This window comes from Streptomyces camelliae (assembly GCF_027625935.1).
In the GTDB taxonomy this organism is placed as follows: Bacteria; Actinomycetota; Actinomycetes; order Streptomycetales; family Streptomycetaceae; genus Streptomyces; species Streptomyces camelliae.
On sequence record NZ_CP115300.1, the window covers coordinates 2,720,735 to 2,737,694 of the forward strand.

The 16,960-nt window shown below is 70.8% G+C and carries 16 protein-coding genes; 6 read left to right on the forward strand and 10 right to left on the reverse strand.

Translation table 11 applies throughout. The features are described from left to right. Positions 1-27: 27 nt before the first annotated feature. Genes O1G22_RS12180 through O1G22_RS12200 form a run of 5 tightly spaced genes read right to left on the reverse strand, consistent with a single transcriptional unit; the run spans position 28 to position 5,753 of the window. Positions 28-828 carry an ABC transporter permease gene (locus O1G22_RS12180; RefSeq protein WP_270081384.1) on the reverse strand — a complete coding sequence of 267 codons (801 nt, stop codon included), beginning with the start codon at positions 826-828 and terminating at the stop codon, positions 28-30. Beyond that, positions 829-1,764 carry an ABC transporter permease gene (locus O1G22_RS12185; RefSeq protein WP_270081385.1) on the reverse strand — a complete coding sequence of 312 codons (936 nt, stop codon included), beginning with the start codon at positions 1,762-1,764 and terminating at the stop codon, positions 829-831. Beyond that, positions 1,764-2,915: an ABC transporter ATP-binding protein gene (locus tag O1G22_RS12190; RefSeq protein WP_428986352.1), complete on the reverse strand. Its 1,152-nt coding sequence runs from the start codon at positions 2,913-2,915 to the stop codon at positions 1,764-1,766. Before O1G22_RS12190 ends, O1G22_RS12185 begins: the two co-directional genes overlap by 1 nt. A gap of 5 nt (positions 2,916-2,920) precedes the next feature. Further along, positions 2,921-4,168: an ABC transporter substrate-binding protein gene (locus O1G22_RS12195; RefSeq protein WP_270081387.1), complete on the reverse strand. Its 1,248-nt coding sequence runs from the start codon at positions 4,166-4,168 to the stop codon at positions 2,921-2,923. A gap of 49 nt (positions 4,169-4,217) precedes the next feature. After that, complete coding sequence (locus O1G22_RS12200; RefSeq protein WP_270081388.1) at positions 4,218-5,753, reverse strand: gamma-aminobutyraldehyde dehydrogenase; 1,536 nt, start codon at positions 5,751-5,753, stop codon at positions 4,218-4,220. A gap of 209 nt (positions 5,754-5,962) precedes the next feature. Here O1G22_RS12200 and ybiA point away from each other — a divergent pair, with 209 nt between their 5' ends. Continuing rightward, entirely contained in the window at positions 5,963-6,526 is a 564-nt protein-coding gene (gene ybiA, locus O1G22_RS12205) for a riboflavin biosynthesis intermediates N-glycosidase (protein WP_270081389.1), read from the forward strand. A 59-nt stretch (positions 6,527-6,585) separates the two neighbouring features. Here ybiA and O1G22_RS12210 read toward each other — a convergent pair whose 3' ends face one another. Next, positions 6,586-7,341: a DUF4190 domain-containing protein gene (locus O1G22_RS12210; RefSeq protein WP_270081390.1), complete on the reverse strand. Its 756-nt coding sequence runs from the start codon at positions 7,339-7,341 to the stop codon at positions 6,586-6,588. A gap of 185 nt (positions 7,342-7,526) precedes the next feature. Here O1G22_RS12210 and O1G22_RS12215 point away from each other — a divergent pair, with 185 nt between their 5' ends. Together O1G22_RS12215 and O1G22_RS12220 are read left to right on the forward strand one after the other, a co-directional pair. Beyond that, positions 7,527-8,597 carry an adenosine deaminase gene (locus tag O1G22_RS12215; protein WP_270081391.1) on the forward strand — a complete coding sequence of 357 codons (1,071 nt, stop codon included), beginning with the start codon at positions 7,527-7,529 and terminating at the stop codon, positions 8,595-8,597. Positions 8,598-8,634: 37 nt separating this feature from the next. Next, positions 8,635-9,321: a glycerophosphodiester phosphodiesterase gene (locus O1G22_RS12220; RefSeq protein ID WP_270081392.1), complete on the forward strand. Its 687-nt coding sequence runs from the start codon at positions 8,635-8,637 to the stop codon at positions 9,319-9,321. Positions 9,322-9,506: 185 nt separating this feature from the next. On the opposite strand, the gene O1G22_RS12225 is transcribed toward O1G22_RS12220, so the two are convergent. The 4 genes from O1G22_RS12225 to O1G22_RS12240 all read right to left on the reverse strand — a co-directional run bounded on the left by O1G22_RS12225 (position 9,507) and on the right by O1G22_RS12240 (position 14,429). Next, the gene (locus tag O1G22_RS12225; RefSeq protein WP_270081393.1) at positions 9,507-11,192 is read right to left on the reverse strand and encodes a sigma-70 family RNA polymerase sigma factor; all 1,686 of its coding nucleotides are present in this window, start codon (positions 11,190-11,192) and stop codon (positions 9,507-9,509) included. Positions 11,193-11,224: 32 nt separating this feature from the next. Next, complete coding sequence (locus O1G22_RS12230) at positions 11,225-12,502, reverse strand: alginate lyase family protein (protein ID WP_270081394.1); 1,278 nt, start codon at positions 12,500-12,502, stop codon at positions 11,225-11,227. Between the two features lie 107 nt (positions 12,503-12,609). After that, positions 12,610-13,122, reverse strand: coding sequence for a hypothetical protein (locus O1G22_RS12235; protein ID WP_270081395.1), 513 nt, complete (start codon positions 13,120-13,122; stop codon positions 12,610-12,612). Between the two features lie 350 nt (positions 13,123-13,472). Next, positions 13,473-14,429, reverse strand: a complete 957-nt coding sequence (locus tag O1G22_RS12240) for a ScbA/BarX family gamma-butyrolactone biosynthesis protein (protein WP_270081396.1) — start codon at positions 14,427-14,429, stop codon at positions 13,473-13,475. Between the two features lie 94 nt (positions 14,430-14,523). On the opposite strand from O1G22_RS12240, the gene O1G22_RS12245 reads away from it, so the two are divergent. Genes O1G22_RS12245 through O1G22_RS12255 form a run of 3 tightly spaced genes read left to right on the forward strand, consistent with a single transcriptional unit; the run spans position 14,524 to position 16,806 of the window. Continuing rightward, positions 14,524-15,147 carry a ScbR family autoregulator-binding transcription factor gene (locus O1G22_RS12245; protein WP_270081397.1) on the forward strand — a complete coding sequence of 208 codons (624 nt, stop codon included), beginning with the start codon at positions 14,524-14,526 and terminating at the stop codon, positions 15,145-15,147. Positions 15,148-15,152: 5 nt separating this feature from the next. Beyond that, entirely contained in the window at positions 15,153-16,046 is an 894-nt protein-coding gene (locus O1G22_RS12250) for an NAD(P)H-binding protein (RefSeq protein ID WP_270081398.1), read from the forward strand. Then, on the forward strand, positions 16,039-16,806 hold the full coding sequence (locus O1G22_RS12255) for an SDR family NAD(P)-dependent oxidoreductase (protein ID WP_270081399.1): 768 nt from the start codon (positions 16,039-16,041) through the stop codon (positions 16,804-16,806). The genes O1G22_RS12250 and O1G22_RS12255 overlap by 8 nt, the downstream gene beginning before the upstream one ends. Positions 16,807-16,960 lie beyond the last annotated feature (154 nt).

Below are 16,960 nucleotides of genomic sequence, written 5' to 3' on the forward strand. Positions count from 1 at the left end.
TTTCCGAGAAGGCCGTTCTGAAAAGTCCTATGCCTTCTGGTTGTTACGGCGATTGGTGACGAGCATCGAGAACAGCGTGATGAGAACGGCGACGAGGAACATGGCCGTACCGATCACATTGATCTGGACCGGAGTTCCGCGCTGCGCCGAACCCCACACGAACATCGGGAAGGTGACGGTCGAGCCGGCGTTGAAGTTCGTGATGATGAAGTCGTCGAAGGAGAGCGCGAACGAGAGCAGCGCGCCCGCGGCGATACCCGGTGCCGCGATCGGCAGGGTGACCCGCACGAAGGTCTGCACGGGGCCGGCGTACAGGTCCCGGGCGGCCTCCTCCAGGCGCGGGTCCATCGACATCACGCGCGCCTTGACCGCGGTGACGACGAAGCTGAGACAGAACATGATGTGGGCGATGAGGATCGTGTAGAAGCCGAGCTGGGCGCCCATGTTGAGGAACAGGGTGAGCAGCGAGGCGGCCATGACGACCTCGGGCATCGCCATCGGCAGGAAGATCAGCGAGTTGACGGCGCCGCGCGCGCGGAAGCGGTACCGGACCAGCGCGAACGCGATCATCGTGCCGAGGATCGTGGCGCCGACCGTCGCCCAGACGGCGATCTGGAGGCTGAGGGACAGCGAGCCGCACATGTCGGCGACCCCGCACGGCTGCTTCCAGGCGTCCAGCGAGAACTGCTGCCAGGCGTAGTTGAAGCGCCCCTTCGGCTTGTTGAAGGAGAACACCGTGACGATGACGTTCGGCAGCAGGAGATACGCGAGCGTCAGGATTCCCGCCATGACGACGAGATGACGCTTGAGCCAGTTGACGAAGGGCATTTAGACCAGGTCCTCCGTCCCCGCCCGGCGGATGTAGATCGTGACCATGGCCAGGATGGCGGCCATGAGGATGAAGGAGAGGGCAGCGGCGGTCGGGTAGTCCAGAATGCGCAGGAACTGCGTCTGGATCACGTTGCCGATCATGCGGGTGTCGGTCGAGCCGAGCAGTTCGGAGTTGACGTAGTCGCCGGCCGCCGGGATGAACGTCAGCAGCGTGCCGGAGACGACACCGGGCATCGACAGCGGGAAGGTCACCTTGCGGAAGGTGGTCCACGGCCTGGCGTACAGGTCGCCGGCCGCCTCGTGCAGCCGTCCGTCGATCCGCTCCAGCGAGGTGTACAGCGGCAGGATCATGAACGGCAGGAAGTTGTACGTCAGTCCGCACACCACGGCCAGCGGGGTGGCGAGGACACGGTCGCCGGCCGTCCAGCCCAGCCAGTTGGTGAGGTCCAGGACGTGCAGCGAGTTCAGGGTGTGCACGACGGGGCCGTTGTCGGCGAGGATCGTCTTCCAGGCCAGGGTGCGGATCAGGAAGCTGGTGAAGAACGGCGCGATCACCAGGATCATGATCAGGTTCCGCCAGCGGCCCGCGCGGAAGGCGATCAGATACGCCAGCGGGTAGCCGAGCAGCAGGCACAGCACGGTGGCGGCGGCCGCGTAGAAGACGGACCGCAGGAACTGCGGCCAGTACTCGCTCAGCGCGTCCCAGTAGGTCGCGAAGTGCCAGGTGACCTTGTAGCCCTCCTCCAGCGAGCCCGTCTGCACGGACGTGGAGGCCTGGTAGATCATCGGCAGCGCGAAGAAGACGATCAGCCAGAGCAGGCCGGGCAGCAGCAGCCAGTACGGCGTCCAACGGCCGCGCTTGCGTGGGGGCTTGGTCTCCGGTGCGGTGGGCGCGAGAGGCGGTGGCGCCTCGGCTTCGGTGAGGGTCGACATCAGGCGGCCGCCTCTTCCTGGGTGCCCGCGTCGATGTCCTGAGCGGCGTCCATGCCGAAGGTGTGCGCCGGGCTCCAGTGCAGGACGACGTCGGCGCCGGGCACGAGCCGGGCGTCGCGCTCGATGTTCTGGACGTAGACCGAGAGTTCGTCGCAGACCGGGCTGTCGATCACGTACTGGGTCGAGACGCCGATGAAGCTGGCGTCGGCGATCTTGCCGGTGAGGCGGTTGCGGCCCTCGGGGATGTCCCCCGCGTCGTCGGCGTGCGTGAGGGAGATCTTCTCCGGGCGGATGCCGACCAGCACCTTGCCGCCGGCCGTCGTGGGCGCCGAACAGCGCGCCTTGGGCAGCACGAGCTTGCCGCCGCCGGCCTTGAGGACGATGTCGCCGCCGTTCTCCGTGTCGACCTCGGCCTCGATGAGGTTGGAGGTGCCCAGGAAGTTCGCGACGAACGTCGTCTGCGGGTTCTCGTACAGATCGGTCGGCGCGCCGAGCTGCTCGACCCGGCCCGCGTTCATCACGGCGACCGTGTCGGCCATCGTCATGGCCTCCTCCTGGTCGTGCGTGACGTGCACGAAGGTGATGCCGACCTCGGTCTGGATGCGCTTGAGCTCCAGCTGCATCTGGCGGCGCAGCTTGAGGTCGAGGGCGCCGAGCGGCTCGTCGAGGAGGAGCACCTTGGGGTGGTTGATGAGCGCGCGGGCGACGGCGACACGCTGCTGCTGGCCACCGGAGAGCTGGTGCGGCTTCTTGCGCGCCTGCTCGCCGAGCTGGACCAGGTCGAGCATCTCCTCGACCTGCTTCTTCACGCTCTTGATGCCACGCCGGCGCAGGCCGAAGGCGACGTTCTCGAATATGTCGAGGTGCGGGAAGAGGGCGTAGGACTGGAAGACGGTGTTCACCGGCCGCTTGTACGGCGGCAGGTGGGTGACGTCCTGGTCGCCGAGGTGCACGGTGCCGGAGGACGGTTCCTCCAGGCCCGCGATCATGCGCAGGGTGGTGGTCTTGCCGCAGCCGGAGGCGCCGAGCAGGGCGAAGAAGGAGCCCTGCGGCACGGTCAGGTCCAGCGGCTGTACGGCGGTGAAGCCGTTGTCGTAGGTCTTGCTGATGCCGGAGAGGCGGACGTCGCCGCTGTTGTCCGGTGTCGTCATCGTCGTCACGCCCCTGTGAGCTTCGAGAACTTCTGCTGGTAGGCCGTCTCTTCCGCTTGCGTCAGCGCGCGGAAGGCATGGCCCTTGGCCTGCATGGCCTTGTCGGGAATGATCAGCGGGTTCTTCGCCGCCGACGCGTCGATCTTCGCAAGATAGGGCTGCACTCCGGCGACGGGGCTCACGTAGTTGATGTAGGCGGCCAGCTCGGCGGCGGGCGCGGGCTCGTAGTAGTAGTCGATGAGCCGCTCGGCGTTGGTCTTGTGGCGCGCCTTGTTGGGGATGAGCAGGTTGTCCGTCGACGTCATGTAGCCGGCGTCCGGGATGATGTAGCCGACGTCCGGGCTGTCCGCCTGGAGCTGGACGATGTCACCGCCCCAGGCGAGACAGGCGGCGAAGTCGCCCTTGGTGAGGTCGGACGTGTAGTCGTTGCCGGTGAAGCGGCGGATCTGGCCCTTGTCGACGGCCTTCTGAAGGCGGGCGATCACCGCGTCGAAGTCGTCGCCGGTGAACTTCGCCGGGTCCTTGCCCATGTCGAGCATGGTCATGCCGATGCTGTCGCGCATCTCGGTCAGGAAACCGACCCGGCCCTTGAGCTTGGGGTTGTCGAGCAGGTCGGAGACGGACTTCACCTCGATGCCGTCGAGCGCCTTCTTGTTGTAGGCGATGACGGTCGAGATGCCCTGCCAGGGGTACGAGTAGGCGCGGCCCGGGTCCCAGTCGGGGGCGCGGAACTGGTCCGACAGGTTGGCGAAGGCGTGCGGCAGGTTGGACGGGTCCAGCTTCTGGACGTATCCGAGCCGGATCATGCGGGCGGCCAGCCAGTCGGTGAGCACCACGAGGTCGCGGCCGGTGTCCTGGCCGGCAGCGAGCTGCGGCTGGATCTTGCCGAAGAACTCGTCGTTGTCGTTGATGTCCTCGGTGTACGTGACCTGGATGCCGGTGCGTTTGGCGAACGCGTCCAGCGTGGGATGGCGTTTGCCCTTGTCGTCCACGTCGATGTACTCGGGCCAGTTGGAGAAGTTGACGATCTTCTCCTTGGCCGAGTGGTCGTCGGCGGACACACCGCCCTGCGTCTTGGTCGCCGCGGGGATCCCGCAGGCGCTCAGCGCCCCGAGTCCGCCGACCGTGAGCGCGCCGCCGGCCGAGGCGCGCAGCAGCGAACGGCGGGTCAACGCGGCCCGGCCGGTTCGCAGACTGCGCCGTACGGCGGCGACTTCGACCGGTGTCAGGCGGTCGGGCTCGTACTGCTCCATGCGCGTGGTGCCCTTTCGGGAGGGGTGGGCCTGGTCGGGGCCCGGTCGGCTAACGGTCCCCGAAGACGGTGCGGTGCCAGTCCTTCGCGGCCACCGCGGTGTTGTCGAACATTACGTGCTTGACCTGCGTGTACTCCTCGAAGGAGTAGGCAGACATGTCCTTGCCGAAGCCGGACGCCTTGTATCCGCCGTGGGGCATCTCGCTGATGATCGGGATGTGGTCGTTGATCCACACACAGCCCGCCTTGATCTCGCGGGTGGCGCGGTTCGCGCGGTAGACGTTGCCGGTCCAGGCGGAGGCGGCGAGGCCGTACGGGGTGTCGTTGGCCAGCCGGAGCCCCTCGTCGTCGGTGTCGAAGGGCAGGACGACCAGGACCGGCCCGAAGATCTCGGACTGGACGATCTCGCTGTCCTGGGCCGCGTCGGCGATCAGCGTCGGCCGGTAGTAGGCGCCGTTCTCCAAGTCCCCCTTCGGCGCCTCGCCGCCGGTCACCACGCGCGCGTAGGCTCGCGCGCGGTCCACGAAGGCGGCGACCCGGTCCCGCTGGGCGTGCGAGACGAGCGGCCCGAGGTCGGTGCCGGGGGCGAACGGGTCACCGAGCCGCACGGTCTCCATCAGTGCGGCGGTCCGCGCCACGAAGGCCTCGTACAGCGGGCGCTGCACGTACGCGCGCGTGGCGGCCGTGCAGTCCTGGCCGGTGTTGATGAGCGACCCGGCGACGGCGCCGTGGACGGCGGCCTCCAGATCGGCGTCGTCGAAGACCACGAAAGGTGCTTTGCCGCCCAGCTCCAGATGCAGGCGCTTGACGGTGCCGGTGGCGATCTCGGCGACGCGCTTGCCGACGGCGGTGGACCCGGTGAAGGAGGTCATGGCGACGTCGGGATGCCCGATGAGATGCTCCCCCGCTTCCTTCCCGGTCCCGGTGACGACGTTGATCACACCGTCCGGTATGCCCGCGTCCGTGGCGGCCTGGGCGAACAGCAGCGAGGTGAGCGGGGTCAGCTCGGCGGGCTTCAGCACGATGGTGTTGCCCGCGGCGATCGCCGGGAGGATCTTCCAGGCGGCCATCTGGAGGGGGTAGTTCCAGGGCGCGATGGAGCCCACGACGCCGATGGGTTCCCGGCGGACGTACGAGGTGTGGTCACCGGAGTACTCGGCGGCCGCCTGCCCCTGGAGGTGCCGGGCGGCGCCCGCGAAGAAGGCGGTGTTGTCGACGGTCCCCGGCACGTCGAACTCGCGCGTGAGCTTCAGCGGCTTGCCGCACTGGAGGGACTCGGCGCGGGCGAACTCCTCCGCCCGGTCGGCGAGCACGGCGGCGAAGCGGTGCAGGGCGTCGGAGCGCTCGCCCGGGGTGGCCGAGGACCAGCCCGGGAACGCCTCGCGCGCGGCGGCCACGGCCGCGTCGACGTCGTCGGCGCCGGCCAGCTCATAGGTGTACACCTCCGCGCCCGTCGCGGGGTCGACCACGGCGTGGCTACGGCCCGAGGTGCCCTTGGCCGGCCGGCCGGCGATGAACTGCGCGCCCTCGGCGAACCGGTCCTGTGCGGGAAATCGTTCCGGGGTGGCGGTACCCGGGTTGTGCATGTCGCTCTCCTCCGCCGTCGGGCCCCGTCCCGGGGGTGGGTGGCGTAGCTCCAGCTCGATTTGAGTGCCGATCCTGACAGAGCAGTAGGACTCCAACAAGTGATTCCGTTGTTGCCTTTTGGTTACGCGACGGAATCTGTCGACCAGGTGTCGAGTCGGGGCCAAAAAGGGCGGACGGAGTGTCAGTGGTGCGTGCCAGACTCGCGTGCATGGGGAAGATCGACGGGGTGGAATCCCTGATCAGCGAGGTCCGGGCCGGAGCCCGGGTGAAGTACCTGCACTTCTGGGGGCATCGGCCGACGAAGGACGGCAGCATCGGCCCGAGCTGTCTGAGCCAGTGGTGGCCGTCGCCGTTCGTGGTGGACGGGGTGGAGTACGCGACGGCCGAGCACTGGATGATGGCCGGCAAGGCGAGGCTCTTCGAGGACGCGGAGGCGGAGCGCAAGGTGCTGGCCGCCGGGCATCCCTCCCAGGCGAAGAAGGCCGGGCGACTGGTCCGGGGCTTCGACGAGGCGATATGGGAGCGGGAGCGGTTCCGGATCGTGGTCGAGGGCAGCGTGCACAAGTTCGCGGCCGACGCCGCGCTCCGGGAGTTTCTGCTGGGCACGGGTGACCGGGTGCTGGTGGAGGCGAGTCCGGTGGACCGGGTGTGGGGGATCGGGCTTGCGGTGAGCGACGAGGCCGCGTTCGACCCTGCGCGCTGGCGGGGGCCGAATCTGCTGGGGTTCGCGCTGATGGAGGCGCGGGAGAGGCTGGCCGGCTCGGGGGCCTGAGAGGGGTTCCGCTTGGGGGACCGGGCCGGAGGGGCTGCCTCGGACGCGGCCCGGATCCCTCACTTCATGAGCGCGATGACGAACGCCCAGAAGCCCAGCACCAGCACGATGCCCGCCGCCCCGCAGATCAGTCCCGCCAACGCCATCCCGGGGTTCGTCGCCTCTCCCCGCTTCGCCTTCCCGCGCCCCACCGCGCCGAAGATGACCGCCAGGATGCCCAGTACCAGGGCGATGGGCCACAGCAGGAAGCCGACCGTGGCCAGGATGCCGCAGACCAGGGCGGCCGTGCCCATGCCGTTGCTCGGGAGCGGCTGCATGCCGGGCCAGCCGTAGGCGCTCGCGGCCGGGTAGGCGCCGGGGTGGCCGTGGGCCGACGGCGTGCCCGGGTAGCCGTACGGCACCTGACCGGGGCCGTCGGGGGCGATGGGCGGCGGGGGGACCGGCTCGGCCGCCGGGTGCTGTGCCATGGGCGGTGCGAACGGGTTCGCCGGGGCGGGCGGTGCGGCCGTCGGCGGGGCGAACGGGTCCGCCGGCGGGGCGAAGGAGTTCGTCGGCGGGGCGAAGGGGTTCGCCGGGGTCGCGGGGGCGGCGATCGGCGGGGCCCAGGCCGCGGGTACGGCGTCCGTGGGCAGCGACGTCAGCGTCTGCTGGTCATGGACGGAGCCGGGGCCGGGGACCGTCGGGGTCGGAGGCGAGTCCCGCGGAGTCGCCGGTGCCGTGTCCGTCGTCTTGCCCAGGGACACCCAGGGCGACATGGGTCCCGTGCCGGCGGGCTGCTGCTCCGGTGGTATGGACTGCGGCACCTCGTCGGACATCGTGACGGTGACCCCCCTCTGCTTGATGTGCCCATGCTACGGGCAGGTCCGGACCGCGCCGACGGGGGCCTACGATGATCCCGCGCAACCGATCAGCCGATCACCGCGCCCGCACCACGGACCCGGTCCACCGACCCTGCTCCACCGGCCTGGTCCCACGGGCGCCCGCTTCCGGGGAGGACCCCTTGACCGACCACAGCTCCGCAACCGCCACCGGCACGGCCGACCGCGATCTGCGGGACTTCATCACCGGCCTCCCCAAGGCCGAGCTCCACGTCCACCACGTCGGCTCCGCCTCCCCCCGCATCGTCTCGGAACTGGCCGCCCGGCACGCCGACTCCAAGGTCCCCACCGACCCCGAGGCGCTGGCCGACTACTTCACCTTCACCGACTTCGCGCACTTCATCGACGTGTACCTGTCGGTGGTCGACCTGATCCGCACCCCGGAGGACGTCCGGCTGCTGACCTACGAGGTGGCCCGCGACCTGGCCCGGCAGCAGGTGCGGTACGCCGAGCTGACCATCACGCCGTTCTCCTCCACCCGGCGCGGCATCGACGAGCTGGCCTTCATGGCGGCCATCGAGGACGCCCGCAAGGCGGCCGAGGCCGAGTTCGGGACCGTACTGCGCTGGTGCTTCGACATTCCCGGCGAGGCCGGGCTGGAGTCCGCCGAGGAGACCGCCCGGCTGGCCACCGACGACCGGATCCGCCCGGAGGGCCTGGTGTCGTTCGGGCTCGGCGGGCCCGAGATCGGCGTACCCCGGCCGCAGTTCAAGCCGTACTTCGACCGGGCCATCGCGGCGGGTCTGCACTCCGTGCCGCACGCCGGTGAGACGACCGGCCCGGAGACGGTGTGGGACGCGCTGACCGAGCTGCGCGCCGAGCGGATCGGGCACGGCACCAGCTCCGCGCAGGACCCGGCGCTGCTCGCCCACCTCGCCGAGCACCGCATCCCGCTGGAGGTCTGCCCGACCTCCAACATCGCCACCCGCGCGGTGCGCACCCTCGACGAGCACCCGATCAAGGAGTTCGCCAAGGCCGGGGTGCTGGTCACGATCAACTCCGACGACCCGCCGATGTTCGGCACCGACCTCAACACCGAGTACGCGGTGGCGGCCCGGCTGCTGGGCCTGGACGAGCGCGGCCTCGCCGATCTCGCCAAGAACGCCGTCGAGGCGTCCTTCCTGGACCCGGCGGGCAAGGCGCGGATCGCCGCGGAGATCGACACGTACACCGCCGCCTGGCTCGCCCGCTGACCCCTGAGGCTTGACCGGCCCCGCCACAATGGGGGCCATGCAGACCGTGACCGCCGTGGCCCATCGCGGCGACCCCTACCGCTTCCGCGAGAACACCACCGACTCGCTGCGTTCCGCGCTCGACCAGGGCGCGGACGCGGTCGAGATCGACGTACGGCTCACCCGTGACGGCGTCCCCGTGCTGCTGCACGACGGGACGCTCAAGCGGCTGTGGGAGGTGGACCGGCCGCTGGCCGCCCTGTCCGCCGAGGAGCTGCGCGGGCTCACGGCGGGCGGGGTGCCGACGCTCGCCGAGGCGCTGGCCGCGACCGGCGACAGCCGGGTGATGGTGGACCTGTGCGGGCGGGTCGAGCGGCGGATGGTGGACCGGGTCATGGACGTGGTCCGGCAGAGCGGTGCCCGGGAGCGCGTCTACTACTGCGCGGGCGCCGAGGCCATGCTCGCCGTGCGGGCCGCCGACCCGGCCGCCGAGATCGCCCTGACCTGGACGACCCTCGCCCCGCCCCGGCCCGCGCTGCTGGCCGCGGTCCGGCCGCGCTGGCTCAACTACCGCTTCTCCCTGGTCAGCCGGGACCTCGCGGCCCGCGTCCACCACGACGGCTGCCTCGTCTCCGTCTGGACCCCGGACACCCGCCGCTCGCTGCGCCGCCTACTGGACCTGGGCGTCGACTCGATCACGACGAACCGGGTCGACGTCCTGCACGCCCTGCGGTCCCGCGGCTGAGCGCTCCGCTCGAAGTGCCGCGATGCGCTGTCGGCCGTCTGCTGCCCCGTCGGGGCTGGTCGCTCCCCCAAGTTCTCGACTTCGCTCGAACCCGGGGGACCCCCAGCGCGGCGGAGCCGCATGTCGGCACAGCCCCGCGCCCCTTCAGAGCGCCGCCGAACCGCAGCGGACTTCACCCGACCTGCTCAGACACGCGACCGCTGGGCCACCGTCGCGGGGTCGGCCGGGGTGGCGCGGGTGAGGTACTGCGGGACCGGGGTGTCGTCCCTGCCGGTGTCGCGGACCAGGCCGTAGCGCTTGGCACCCTGCGCCGGGCCGGTCGTGATGTCCTTCTCGGCGGCCTCCCAGGTGGTCGGGAAGACGTTCAGGCCGTAGTCGGCGCCGCGTTCGTTCACGGTGAGGGTGACGGCGCCGTCGAGGTAGAAGTACTCGTTCTGCCACATCTGCTGCGTCCCGGACGGCAGGACGTCGTAACCGGTGGCCTTGCTGCCCATGCCGGTGGCGGTGGGATCGCTGGTGCTCACCGGGTCGTCCATGCGCCGGCCGCCACCGGAGGCCACGTGGAAGAGCTTGCCCTTCAGTCCCGTCCAGGCCGGCATCACCAGGCTGCCGGAACGGTACTGCGGTGAGATCTGCCAGCGGACCAGCACATAGCCCGTTCCGCTGAGCGTCACGCCGTCCCCGCGGTGGTTCATGACGGCGTGCGCGCCGCCGGTGCTGGTGACGCCGCTCTCCGGGCGGTGCGGCAGGGCGGCCGGGGGCGTGTCCGGGTTCGGCGCCCGGTCGACGGCGTCGACGACCGTGCCGTACGAGCCGCCCGACGGCGTCGGGGAAGCTCCGGCCGGGGCGGACGGGGGCGAGGACGGGGAGGGCGGACGGATCGCCGGCGGCCGTACGGCCGTACCGTTCGCCGTGGGCGCGACGGACACATGGGTCCGCGGCGGACGGTCCGGGGCCCGGGTCTGTACGACGACGTAGGCGCCGCCCGCCACGATGGTCGCGCCCGCCGCCACCGCCACGGCGGGCTTGGTCAGGACGCCGAGCGCCTTGGCCGACCAGCCCGCCGTACTCGCCGTACCCACTGCCACGGCCGTCTTGCCGCCGCCGAGCGCGAGGGACAGCGCGAACCCCGCCGGAACCGGCACCAGGGCGAGGCCGACCAGCAGCCGCTCCGCCGGGACGACCGGCTCGGGTGCGTCACCGCAGTAGCCGCAGCCCCGCAGGTGCCGGGCCAGCCGCTTGCGCCAGACCGAGTCGGGCTGCCCGTCCCAGCGGGCGGTCAGCTCCCCCAGCTTGGGGCACGCCCCCTCCAGGGCGCGCACGATGCCGCGCGCCGTCTCCAGGCGCCCCTTCATCCGCTGGACGCGTACGGCGGCGTGCTGCCGGCTGATGCCGAGGGCCTCCGCCAGCTCGCGCCGGGTCAGCTCCCCCGCGACCTCCAGCCACCACAGCGACAGCAGCTGCCGTTCCTCGTCGTCCAGCCAGCGCACCGCCTCCGCGACCTCGCGCCGCTGGCCCTCCAAGTGCAGCCGCAGCACGGTGAGTTCGGCGAAGTCGGCGCTGTCACGGGCGGCGGCGTCCGCGGGGAGCCGGTCGGCGGAGCGGCGGCGCGCCCGGTCCCGGATCTGCCGCATGGCGATGGCCACCAGCCAGGACCGGAAGCTGTCCGGGTCGCGCAGCGAGCCGAGATTGCCGACGGCGCGCAGCATGGTCTCCTGCACGACGTCGTCGACGTCCGCGTGGCCGTTCAGCGCACGGCCGACGATGTTGTAGACCAGCGGCAGCCAGGACGCGGTCAGGTCGTCCAGCGCCCGCCGGTCACCGGCCTGCGCGGCCGCCACGGTGTCGCGCCAGTCCCGCGTGCCCCGCACGTTCACCACCGTTCCTGTCTGCCGTACGTGTCTCACTTGCTGTAGAGCAGCGTCCCGAAGCCGAGCTGGTCGTAGCCTCCGCTGTTCGGCCCGTAGTCGCCGCCTCCGCCCTCCGCGCGCACCTTCTCGGCCATGGCCGTGACGTACGGCGTGCTGAGCCTGCGGCGGCGGGCGTAGTGGTTGTGCAGGATCTCCCAGACCGGCCGGAGCCGGCCGCGGGCCGTGGCGGAGATCACGGTCTGCTCCCGCCACTGGCCGTGCCCGTTGCCCGAGCGCCAGCCGTACGGCGTGAAGGGCACGTGCGCACCGAGGTTGTAGCGGGCGACGTACTCGGCGGCGTGCAGGAAGCGGTTGTCGTCGTAGCCGTAGAGGTCGGTGCCCTGGTTCCAGGCCATCTCGCAGATCGCGCCGAGCAGTCCGATGCCCATCATGCTGTGCCCCTGGTCGCGGCCGCTCTCCTGCCACTGGGCCAGGCCCTGGGCGTCGTAGCGGAAGGGGATGGCGTTCTTGATGGAGCCGTTGCCCTCGCCGTTCTTGAGGTACTTCACCGCGCCGCGGAACAGGGCGAGGTCGTCGAGCAGGATCCCGATGGCCATCACGGAGGCCAGGTTGCACAGGTCCCAGTTGGCCCAGTAGTTGGAGACGACCGCGTCGTTGTGGCGGGTCAGGAAGTCGATGTTCATCGGGTAGAAGATCGTGCGCAGCATCTTCTTGAACCGGGCGAACTCGAAGTCCGGGTGGTCGCGGACGAGTTCGGCGGCGTTGGCGAACTGGTAGCCGTAGATCCCGGCGGCCAGGAAGCGGTCGGCGTTGCCGGTGAGCGTGGTGAGGGTGGCCGACCAGGCGTTGAGGATGGCGACGGCCGTGTCGCCGTTGGCCTTGGTCCCGCCGATCCGCCAGCGCAGGGCGTTCTGGTAGGCGGCGTGGATGTCCCGGTAGAGGACGGGGTAGTTCTGGCCGGGCACCGCTCCGCGCACGACGGTGGCCTGCGGGCGGGGCCGCCAGGTGCTCGCGGAGTGCGGGTTGGCGGTGAGCCGGTGCCAGCCGGCCAGCCAGGGGTCCCGGCCGGCGGCGACCCGGGCCTCGGCGCGGTGCAGGTCACCCGCGTTGTGCAGCAGGCCGGGGTGGGCGAAGTGCCGCTGCCCGGCGGGTTTCTTCGCGGCGGGCTGCGCGGCATCGGCCCCGCTGCCGCCGAACGCGGCGATCCCGCCCCCGAGCGCTCCGGCCGCCGCGAGTCCCCCGCTGAGCGTGCAGAGTCTCCGGCGGCTCATGCGGTGCTTGTTGACATGCTTGTGCGCAGGGCTGTGCATGAGGGGGGACTCCGTGTGTGAGGAAACGGTGACATGCGAGGAGACGGTGCGCAGGGGCCACCGATAACAGTTTTTCGCACGGGCACCCCGATCCGGCGGCCCCGCGTTCAGCCGCTGACGGACCCCGCGGTCATCGCCTCCAGCCGCTTGATCTTCTTCCGTACGACGTAGAGCGGGACGACCCCGAAGACCCCGAAGGACATGTCGATCACGCTCCACCAGAAGGGGATTCCGCGGATCGGTCCGCAGACGAGGGCGAGCGGGATGATGCCGGCGCAGGCGATCATCCCGAACTCGACGACCCAGATGTTGCGCACGGGGTCGCGGTACGGCCCGTAGAAGGCGACCGCGATGACGAGGTGTGCGAAGGCCAGCCAGTCGGTGCCGTAGAGAAGGAACGGGTAATCGGCATCGGCGGTGTCGAGCCCGTGCCGCACCCGCACGATCCAGTCCATCAGCCCCGGCAGCCGGTCCGGCACGGACAGCGCCCGCAACACACTCTCGGTCCAGCGCAGTTCGTGCACCAGGGGGAAGGCGGTGGCCCCGCTCAGCACGAGACACACGACGAAGAGGACCAACCAGACGCGAATGCCCTTGAGCAGGGCGGCTCTGTCGCTCATGCGGGCAGCGTACGCCGGGAGTTGAACACGTTCAAAACGAGTAAGCAAGTCGGGCAGAGTCGACTGCGGTTCGGTCGCGCCCCACAGGGTCGCGGGGCTGTATCGATATGCGGCTCCGCCGCGATGGGGGTCCCTGCTCGAACGAAGTCGAGAGCTTGGGGGAGCGACCAGCCACGATGGAGCCGCAGACGACCGACCACACATCGCGGCGCTTCCAGCGGAGCGCTTGGCAGCGGTCCCGTCACGCCGCAGCGCCCGCCTGCGCACTCGATCCACGGAGTGACGGATCGGGCGCGGGCGGGCGCTGATGTCGGTGGGCGGCAGGGGTGAGGGGCGGAGGGAAGTGCCTCTCAGGTGAGGGCGGGTACGCGCGCGGCGTCGGCGCCGGGCACCGGGGCCGGCTGTGCGGTCGCCACCTCGGCGCTGAGGCAGACCGCCTGGTCCTGCTCGATGGTGATCTTCAGACGGTCGCCGCCCAGCGGAGCCACGGACACCCAACTGGGCTCGTCCAGTTCCACCCAGCGGTCGAAGGTGACCGACATGCCGGTGACCATGCCGGTCTCGGGCCGGTGTGCGTGCGCGGCCTGGCGTACGGCCTCCAGGAGGAGCATGCCGGGGGCGTGGTCGACGGGGTGGTCGAACAGCACCGGGTGGTCCAGGTCGGCACGCAGCTGCCACCGGTCCGTCCTCGCACCGGCGGCCAGGACGACGTTGTACGGAAGGCAGTGCCCCACGGCCACGGGCCGGAGCGCCGGCGGCAGGGGCAGCGCGGTGCGGCGGACGGCCGCGAGGTCGTGCCTGGGGCCGCGCAGGCGCTGGTAGAGGGCGGGTGAGCGGTTGGCGAAGCGGGTGGTGGCCGTCCCCATGCGCAGTCCCTCCCGGTAGGCGGTGGTGTGCATGACCATCGACACCAGGCTGCCGTTCCTGATCCGCACGTCCTCGCACACGTTGTCGAGCACCACCTCCGCGGGTGACTCCGGGACCTGCATGGCGAGCGGGTCGACCTGGTAGCTGAAGTCGTCCCAGATCAGGTGGTTGCCGAAGGGGACGCCGTAGGCGGTGTGGGACAGCAGCGGCAGGGTCTGCCGGACGGTCTCGACGAACAGCATGGGATCGAAGCGCTGGTCGCGGGGCCAGTAGAAGCTGTGGAAGCGGGGCCACTGGGCACGAACCGTGTGCCGGTTCTCCGTGTGCGTGGTCCAGCCGGTGAGGAGCACCTCGGCGTGTGCCCGCTTGTGCACGAGCTCCCTCGGTACCGCGGTGCTGAGCCGGGATATGTCGAAGCCGGTGGCGTGCGTGTGCAACATGTCTACCTCTCCCCCTGAGTGACTGGCCGCTGGCTGCGGTGACTGCGCTAACATAAAATACGTTCTCTATTTTTGTCGAGGATTGGATGAGCCCATGACGACCGCCAACGCAGAACGCGCCGCACGAACTCGCAAGCGCCTCCTCCTCGCAGCCGCGGAGATCTTCGACGAGGCGGGCTACGAAGGGGCGGCCGTCACCCGGATCGTGGAGCGCGCCGGGCTCACCCTCGGCGCCCTGTACTTCCACTTCGGCTCCAAGCAGGGCGTGGCCGAGGCGCTGATGAACGCCCAGGCCACCACCATCGAGCCGCACCTCGACTCCACCGGCCTGCAGCGGCTGGTCGACATCACGCTGGTGTGGGCGCACCGCATGCAGCACGACCCGATCCTGCGGGCCGGTGTGCGCCTCGCGGTCGAACAGGGCAGCCACGGCATGAACGACGCGACGTCGTTCGAGGACTGGCGCAAACTCATGCGTGACCTGCTGGAGACGGCACGCTCCGACGGCGAGCTGGAGGAGAGGGTCGACACCGACCGTACGGCCCGGTTCGTGGTCGCCGCCTGTACCGGGATGCAGGTCTACTCGCAGCTCGCCACCGGCCGGTCCGACCTGATGGAGCGTGTGTGCGACATGTGGACGCTGCTGCTGCCCAGCATCGCCCCCGCCGCCGTGCGCGCCAACATCAGCGTCGATCCGCAGGCGGTGCCGGCCTCGTGACGGCGATGACATCCACGTCCCGGCACATCGTCCTGACGGGGGCCACGGGAAAGGTCGCCCCGCTCGTGGCCCGTCACCTGGCGGCGGCCGGGCACCGGCTCACCCTCACCGGCCGCAGCGTCCCGCAGCAGCGCCCGCAGAGCGGTCTTCAGCCGGCCGTACGGCACGTGGTCTGCGACTACGACCGGCCCGCGAGCCTCAGCGAGGCGTTTCGCGGGGCGGACGCGGTCTTCGTCGTCACGAACGATCCCACGCGCCCCGAGCACGACCGGAACATCCTCCGGGCGGCCGTGGACACCTCGGTCGGACACATCGTCAAACTCTCCGCGGCCGCCGTCCACGACCCGGCGGCCGGGGACCTCGTCACCACGTGGCAGCGGGAGAACGAGGACCGCATCAGGAACAGCGGCATCCCCTGGACCATGCTCCAGCCGCGGTCCTTCATGACGCACGCCCTGGCCTGGGCTCCGGGCATCCGCGCCGACTCGGCCACCCGGGCGCTGCACCCGCACAGCCGCAACGCCTGCATCGCGCCGGAGGACATCGCCGAGGTGGCCGCACAGGTCCTCGGCGACGACACCCACCACGGCCGGTCGTACCAGCTCACCGGCCCTCAGGCGCTCTCCGCCGAGGACCAGACCCGCATCCTGGCCGGCCTCCTGGGCCGGCCGCTGGCATGCCGGGCCCTGTCCCGGAGCGAGGCACGCGACGCCTACCTGCGCCGGTATCCGCCGGCGATGGCGGACGCGCTGCTCGCCAGTGCGGACCGGCAGGCCGCCGGGGCCAAGAGCGCGACCACGCGGACGGTCGAGCGGCTGACGGGACGGGCGCCCACCACCTTCACGCAGTGGGCCACCGCTCACCTGCGTCACTTCACGTCCGAGGAGAGTCATGACTGAACGAGGTCTGCTGCACGGCAAGTCCGTCGTCATCACCGGGGCCAGCAGCGGGATCGGGGCGGCGGCCGCCGTGCTCTTCGCCCAGGAGGGCGCTCGGCTGGTGCTGGCCGCGCGCCGCAAGGACAGACTCCGGGACGTCGTCGACCAGGTCGAGGCGGCCGGCGGGCTGGCGACCGCCGTCGTGGCCGACGTCACCCGTGCCGACGACATGCGGGAGGTCGCCCATGCGGCGCTGGACACCTACGGCGGCCTCGACGCCGCGTTCAACAACGCGGGATGGACCTCGACCGGCACCCCGATGCACCTGATGGCGGACGACGAGTACGACCGGATCATGGACATCAACGCCCGCGGTGTGTGGAACGCGATGCGCGCCCAGATAACCGTGATGCTCGGCCACGGCGGCGGTGCCATCGTCAACACCTCCAGCGTGGCGGGAGTGCGCGCGACCGGGGCGTCGGCGCCGTACATCGCGGCCAAGCACGCCGTCATCGGGCTCAGCAAGGCGGCCGCCGACGAGTACGCGGAGCAGGGGATCCGGGTGAACGCGCTGGTCGTCGGCAGCACCCGCACCGAGTTGATGCAGGAGGTGCTGACCAGCACCCCCGCCCTGCTGAAGCCCTTCACCGAACGCGCCATCCAGCAGCGCCTGGCGGCACCGGACGAGGTCGCGCAGACGGCCGCCTGGCTCTGCTCGGACCGGTCGTCGTTCACCACCGGCGCGGCCGTCCCCGTCGACGGAGGCTGGACCGCCAAATAGCCTGCCGGGAGGGCGATTTCGGCTGGACTTGCCGAGAACGTTCCGGCCTTCTCCCGTTCTCGTTCCCGTCGTCCAGGGGCCGTCCTATCGTCGAACCGCCCGTTGAACCCGATGCGCGGGCCCGCGCGGCAGCCCGCGGCCACTGGTGACATCC

What these genes read in the sequence shown, in the direction of transcription:
- O1G22_RS12200 (WP_270081388.1), bottom strand. Translation starts at nt 5,753, where the DNA reads ATGCACAACCCGGGTACCGCCACCCCGGAACGATTTCCCGCACAGGAC.
- O1G22_RS12190 (WP_428986352.1), bottom strand. Translation starts at nt 2,915, where the DNA reads ATGACGACACCGGACAACAGCGGCGACGTCCGCCTCTCCGGCATCAGC.
- O1G22_RS12235 (WP_270081395.1), bottom strand. Translation starts at nt 13,122, where the DNA reads ATGAGCGACAGAGCCGCCCTGCTCAAGGGCATTCGCGTCTGGTTGGTC.
- ybiA (WP_270081389.1), top strand. Translation starts at nt 5,963, where the DNA reads ATGGGGAAGATCGACGGGGTGGAATCCCTGATCAGCGAGGTCCGGGCC.
- O1G22_RS12185 (WP_270081385.1), bottom strand. Translation starts at nt 1,764, where the DNA reads ATGTCGACCCTCACCGAAGCCGAGGCGCCACCGCCTCTCGCGCCCACC.
- O1G22_RS12195 (WP_270081387.1), bottom strand. Translation starts at nt 4,168, where the DNA reads ATGGAGCAGTACGAGCCCGACCGCCTGACACCGGTCGAAGTCGCCGCC.
- O1G22_RS12245 (WP_270081397.1), top strand. Translation starts at nt 14,524, where the DNA reads ATGACGACCGCCAACGCAGAACGCGCCGCACGAACTCGCAAGCGCCTC.
- O1G22_RS12210 (WP_270081390.1), bottom strand. Translation starts at nt 7,341, where the DNA reads ATGTCCGACGAGGTGCCGCAGTCCATACCACCGGAGCAGCAGCCCGCC.
- O1G22_RS12240 (WP_270081396.1), bottom strand. Translation starts at nt 14,429, where the DNA reads ATGTTGCACACGCACGCCACCGGCTTCGACATATCCCGGCTCAGCACC.
- O1G22_RS12250 (WP_270081398.1), top strand. Translation starts at nt 15,153, where the DNA reads ATGACATCCACGTCCCGGCACATCGTCCTGACGGGGGCCACGGGAAAG.
- O1G22_RS12220 (WP_270081392.1), top strand. Translation starts at nt 8,635, where the DNA reads ATGCAGACCGTGACCGCCGTGGCCCATCGCGGCGACCCCTACCGCTTC.
- O1G22_RS12230 (WP_270081394.1), bottom strand. Translation starts at nt 12,502, where the DNA reads ATGCACAGCCCTGCGCACAAGCATGTCAACAAGCACCGCATGAGCCGC.
- O1G22_RS12255 (WP_270081399.1), top strand. Translation starts at nt 16,039, where the DNA reads ATGACTGAACGAGGTCTGCTGCACGGCAAGTCCGTCGTCATCACCGGG.
- O1G22_RS12180 (WP_270081384.1), bottom strand. Translation starts at nt 828, where the DNA reads ATGCCCTTCGTCAACTGGCTCAAGCGTCATCTCGTCGTCATGGCGGGA.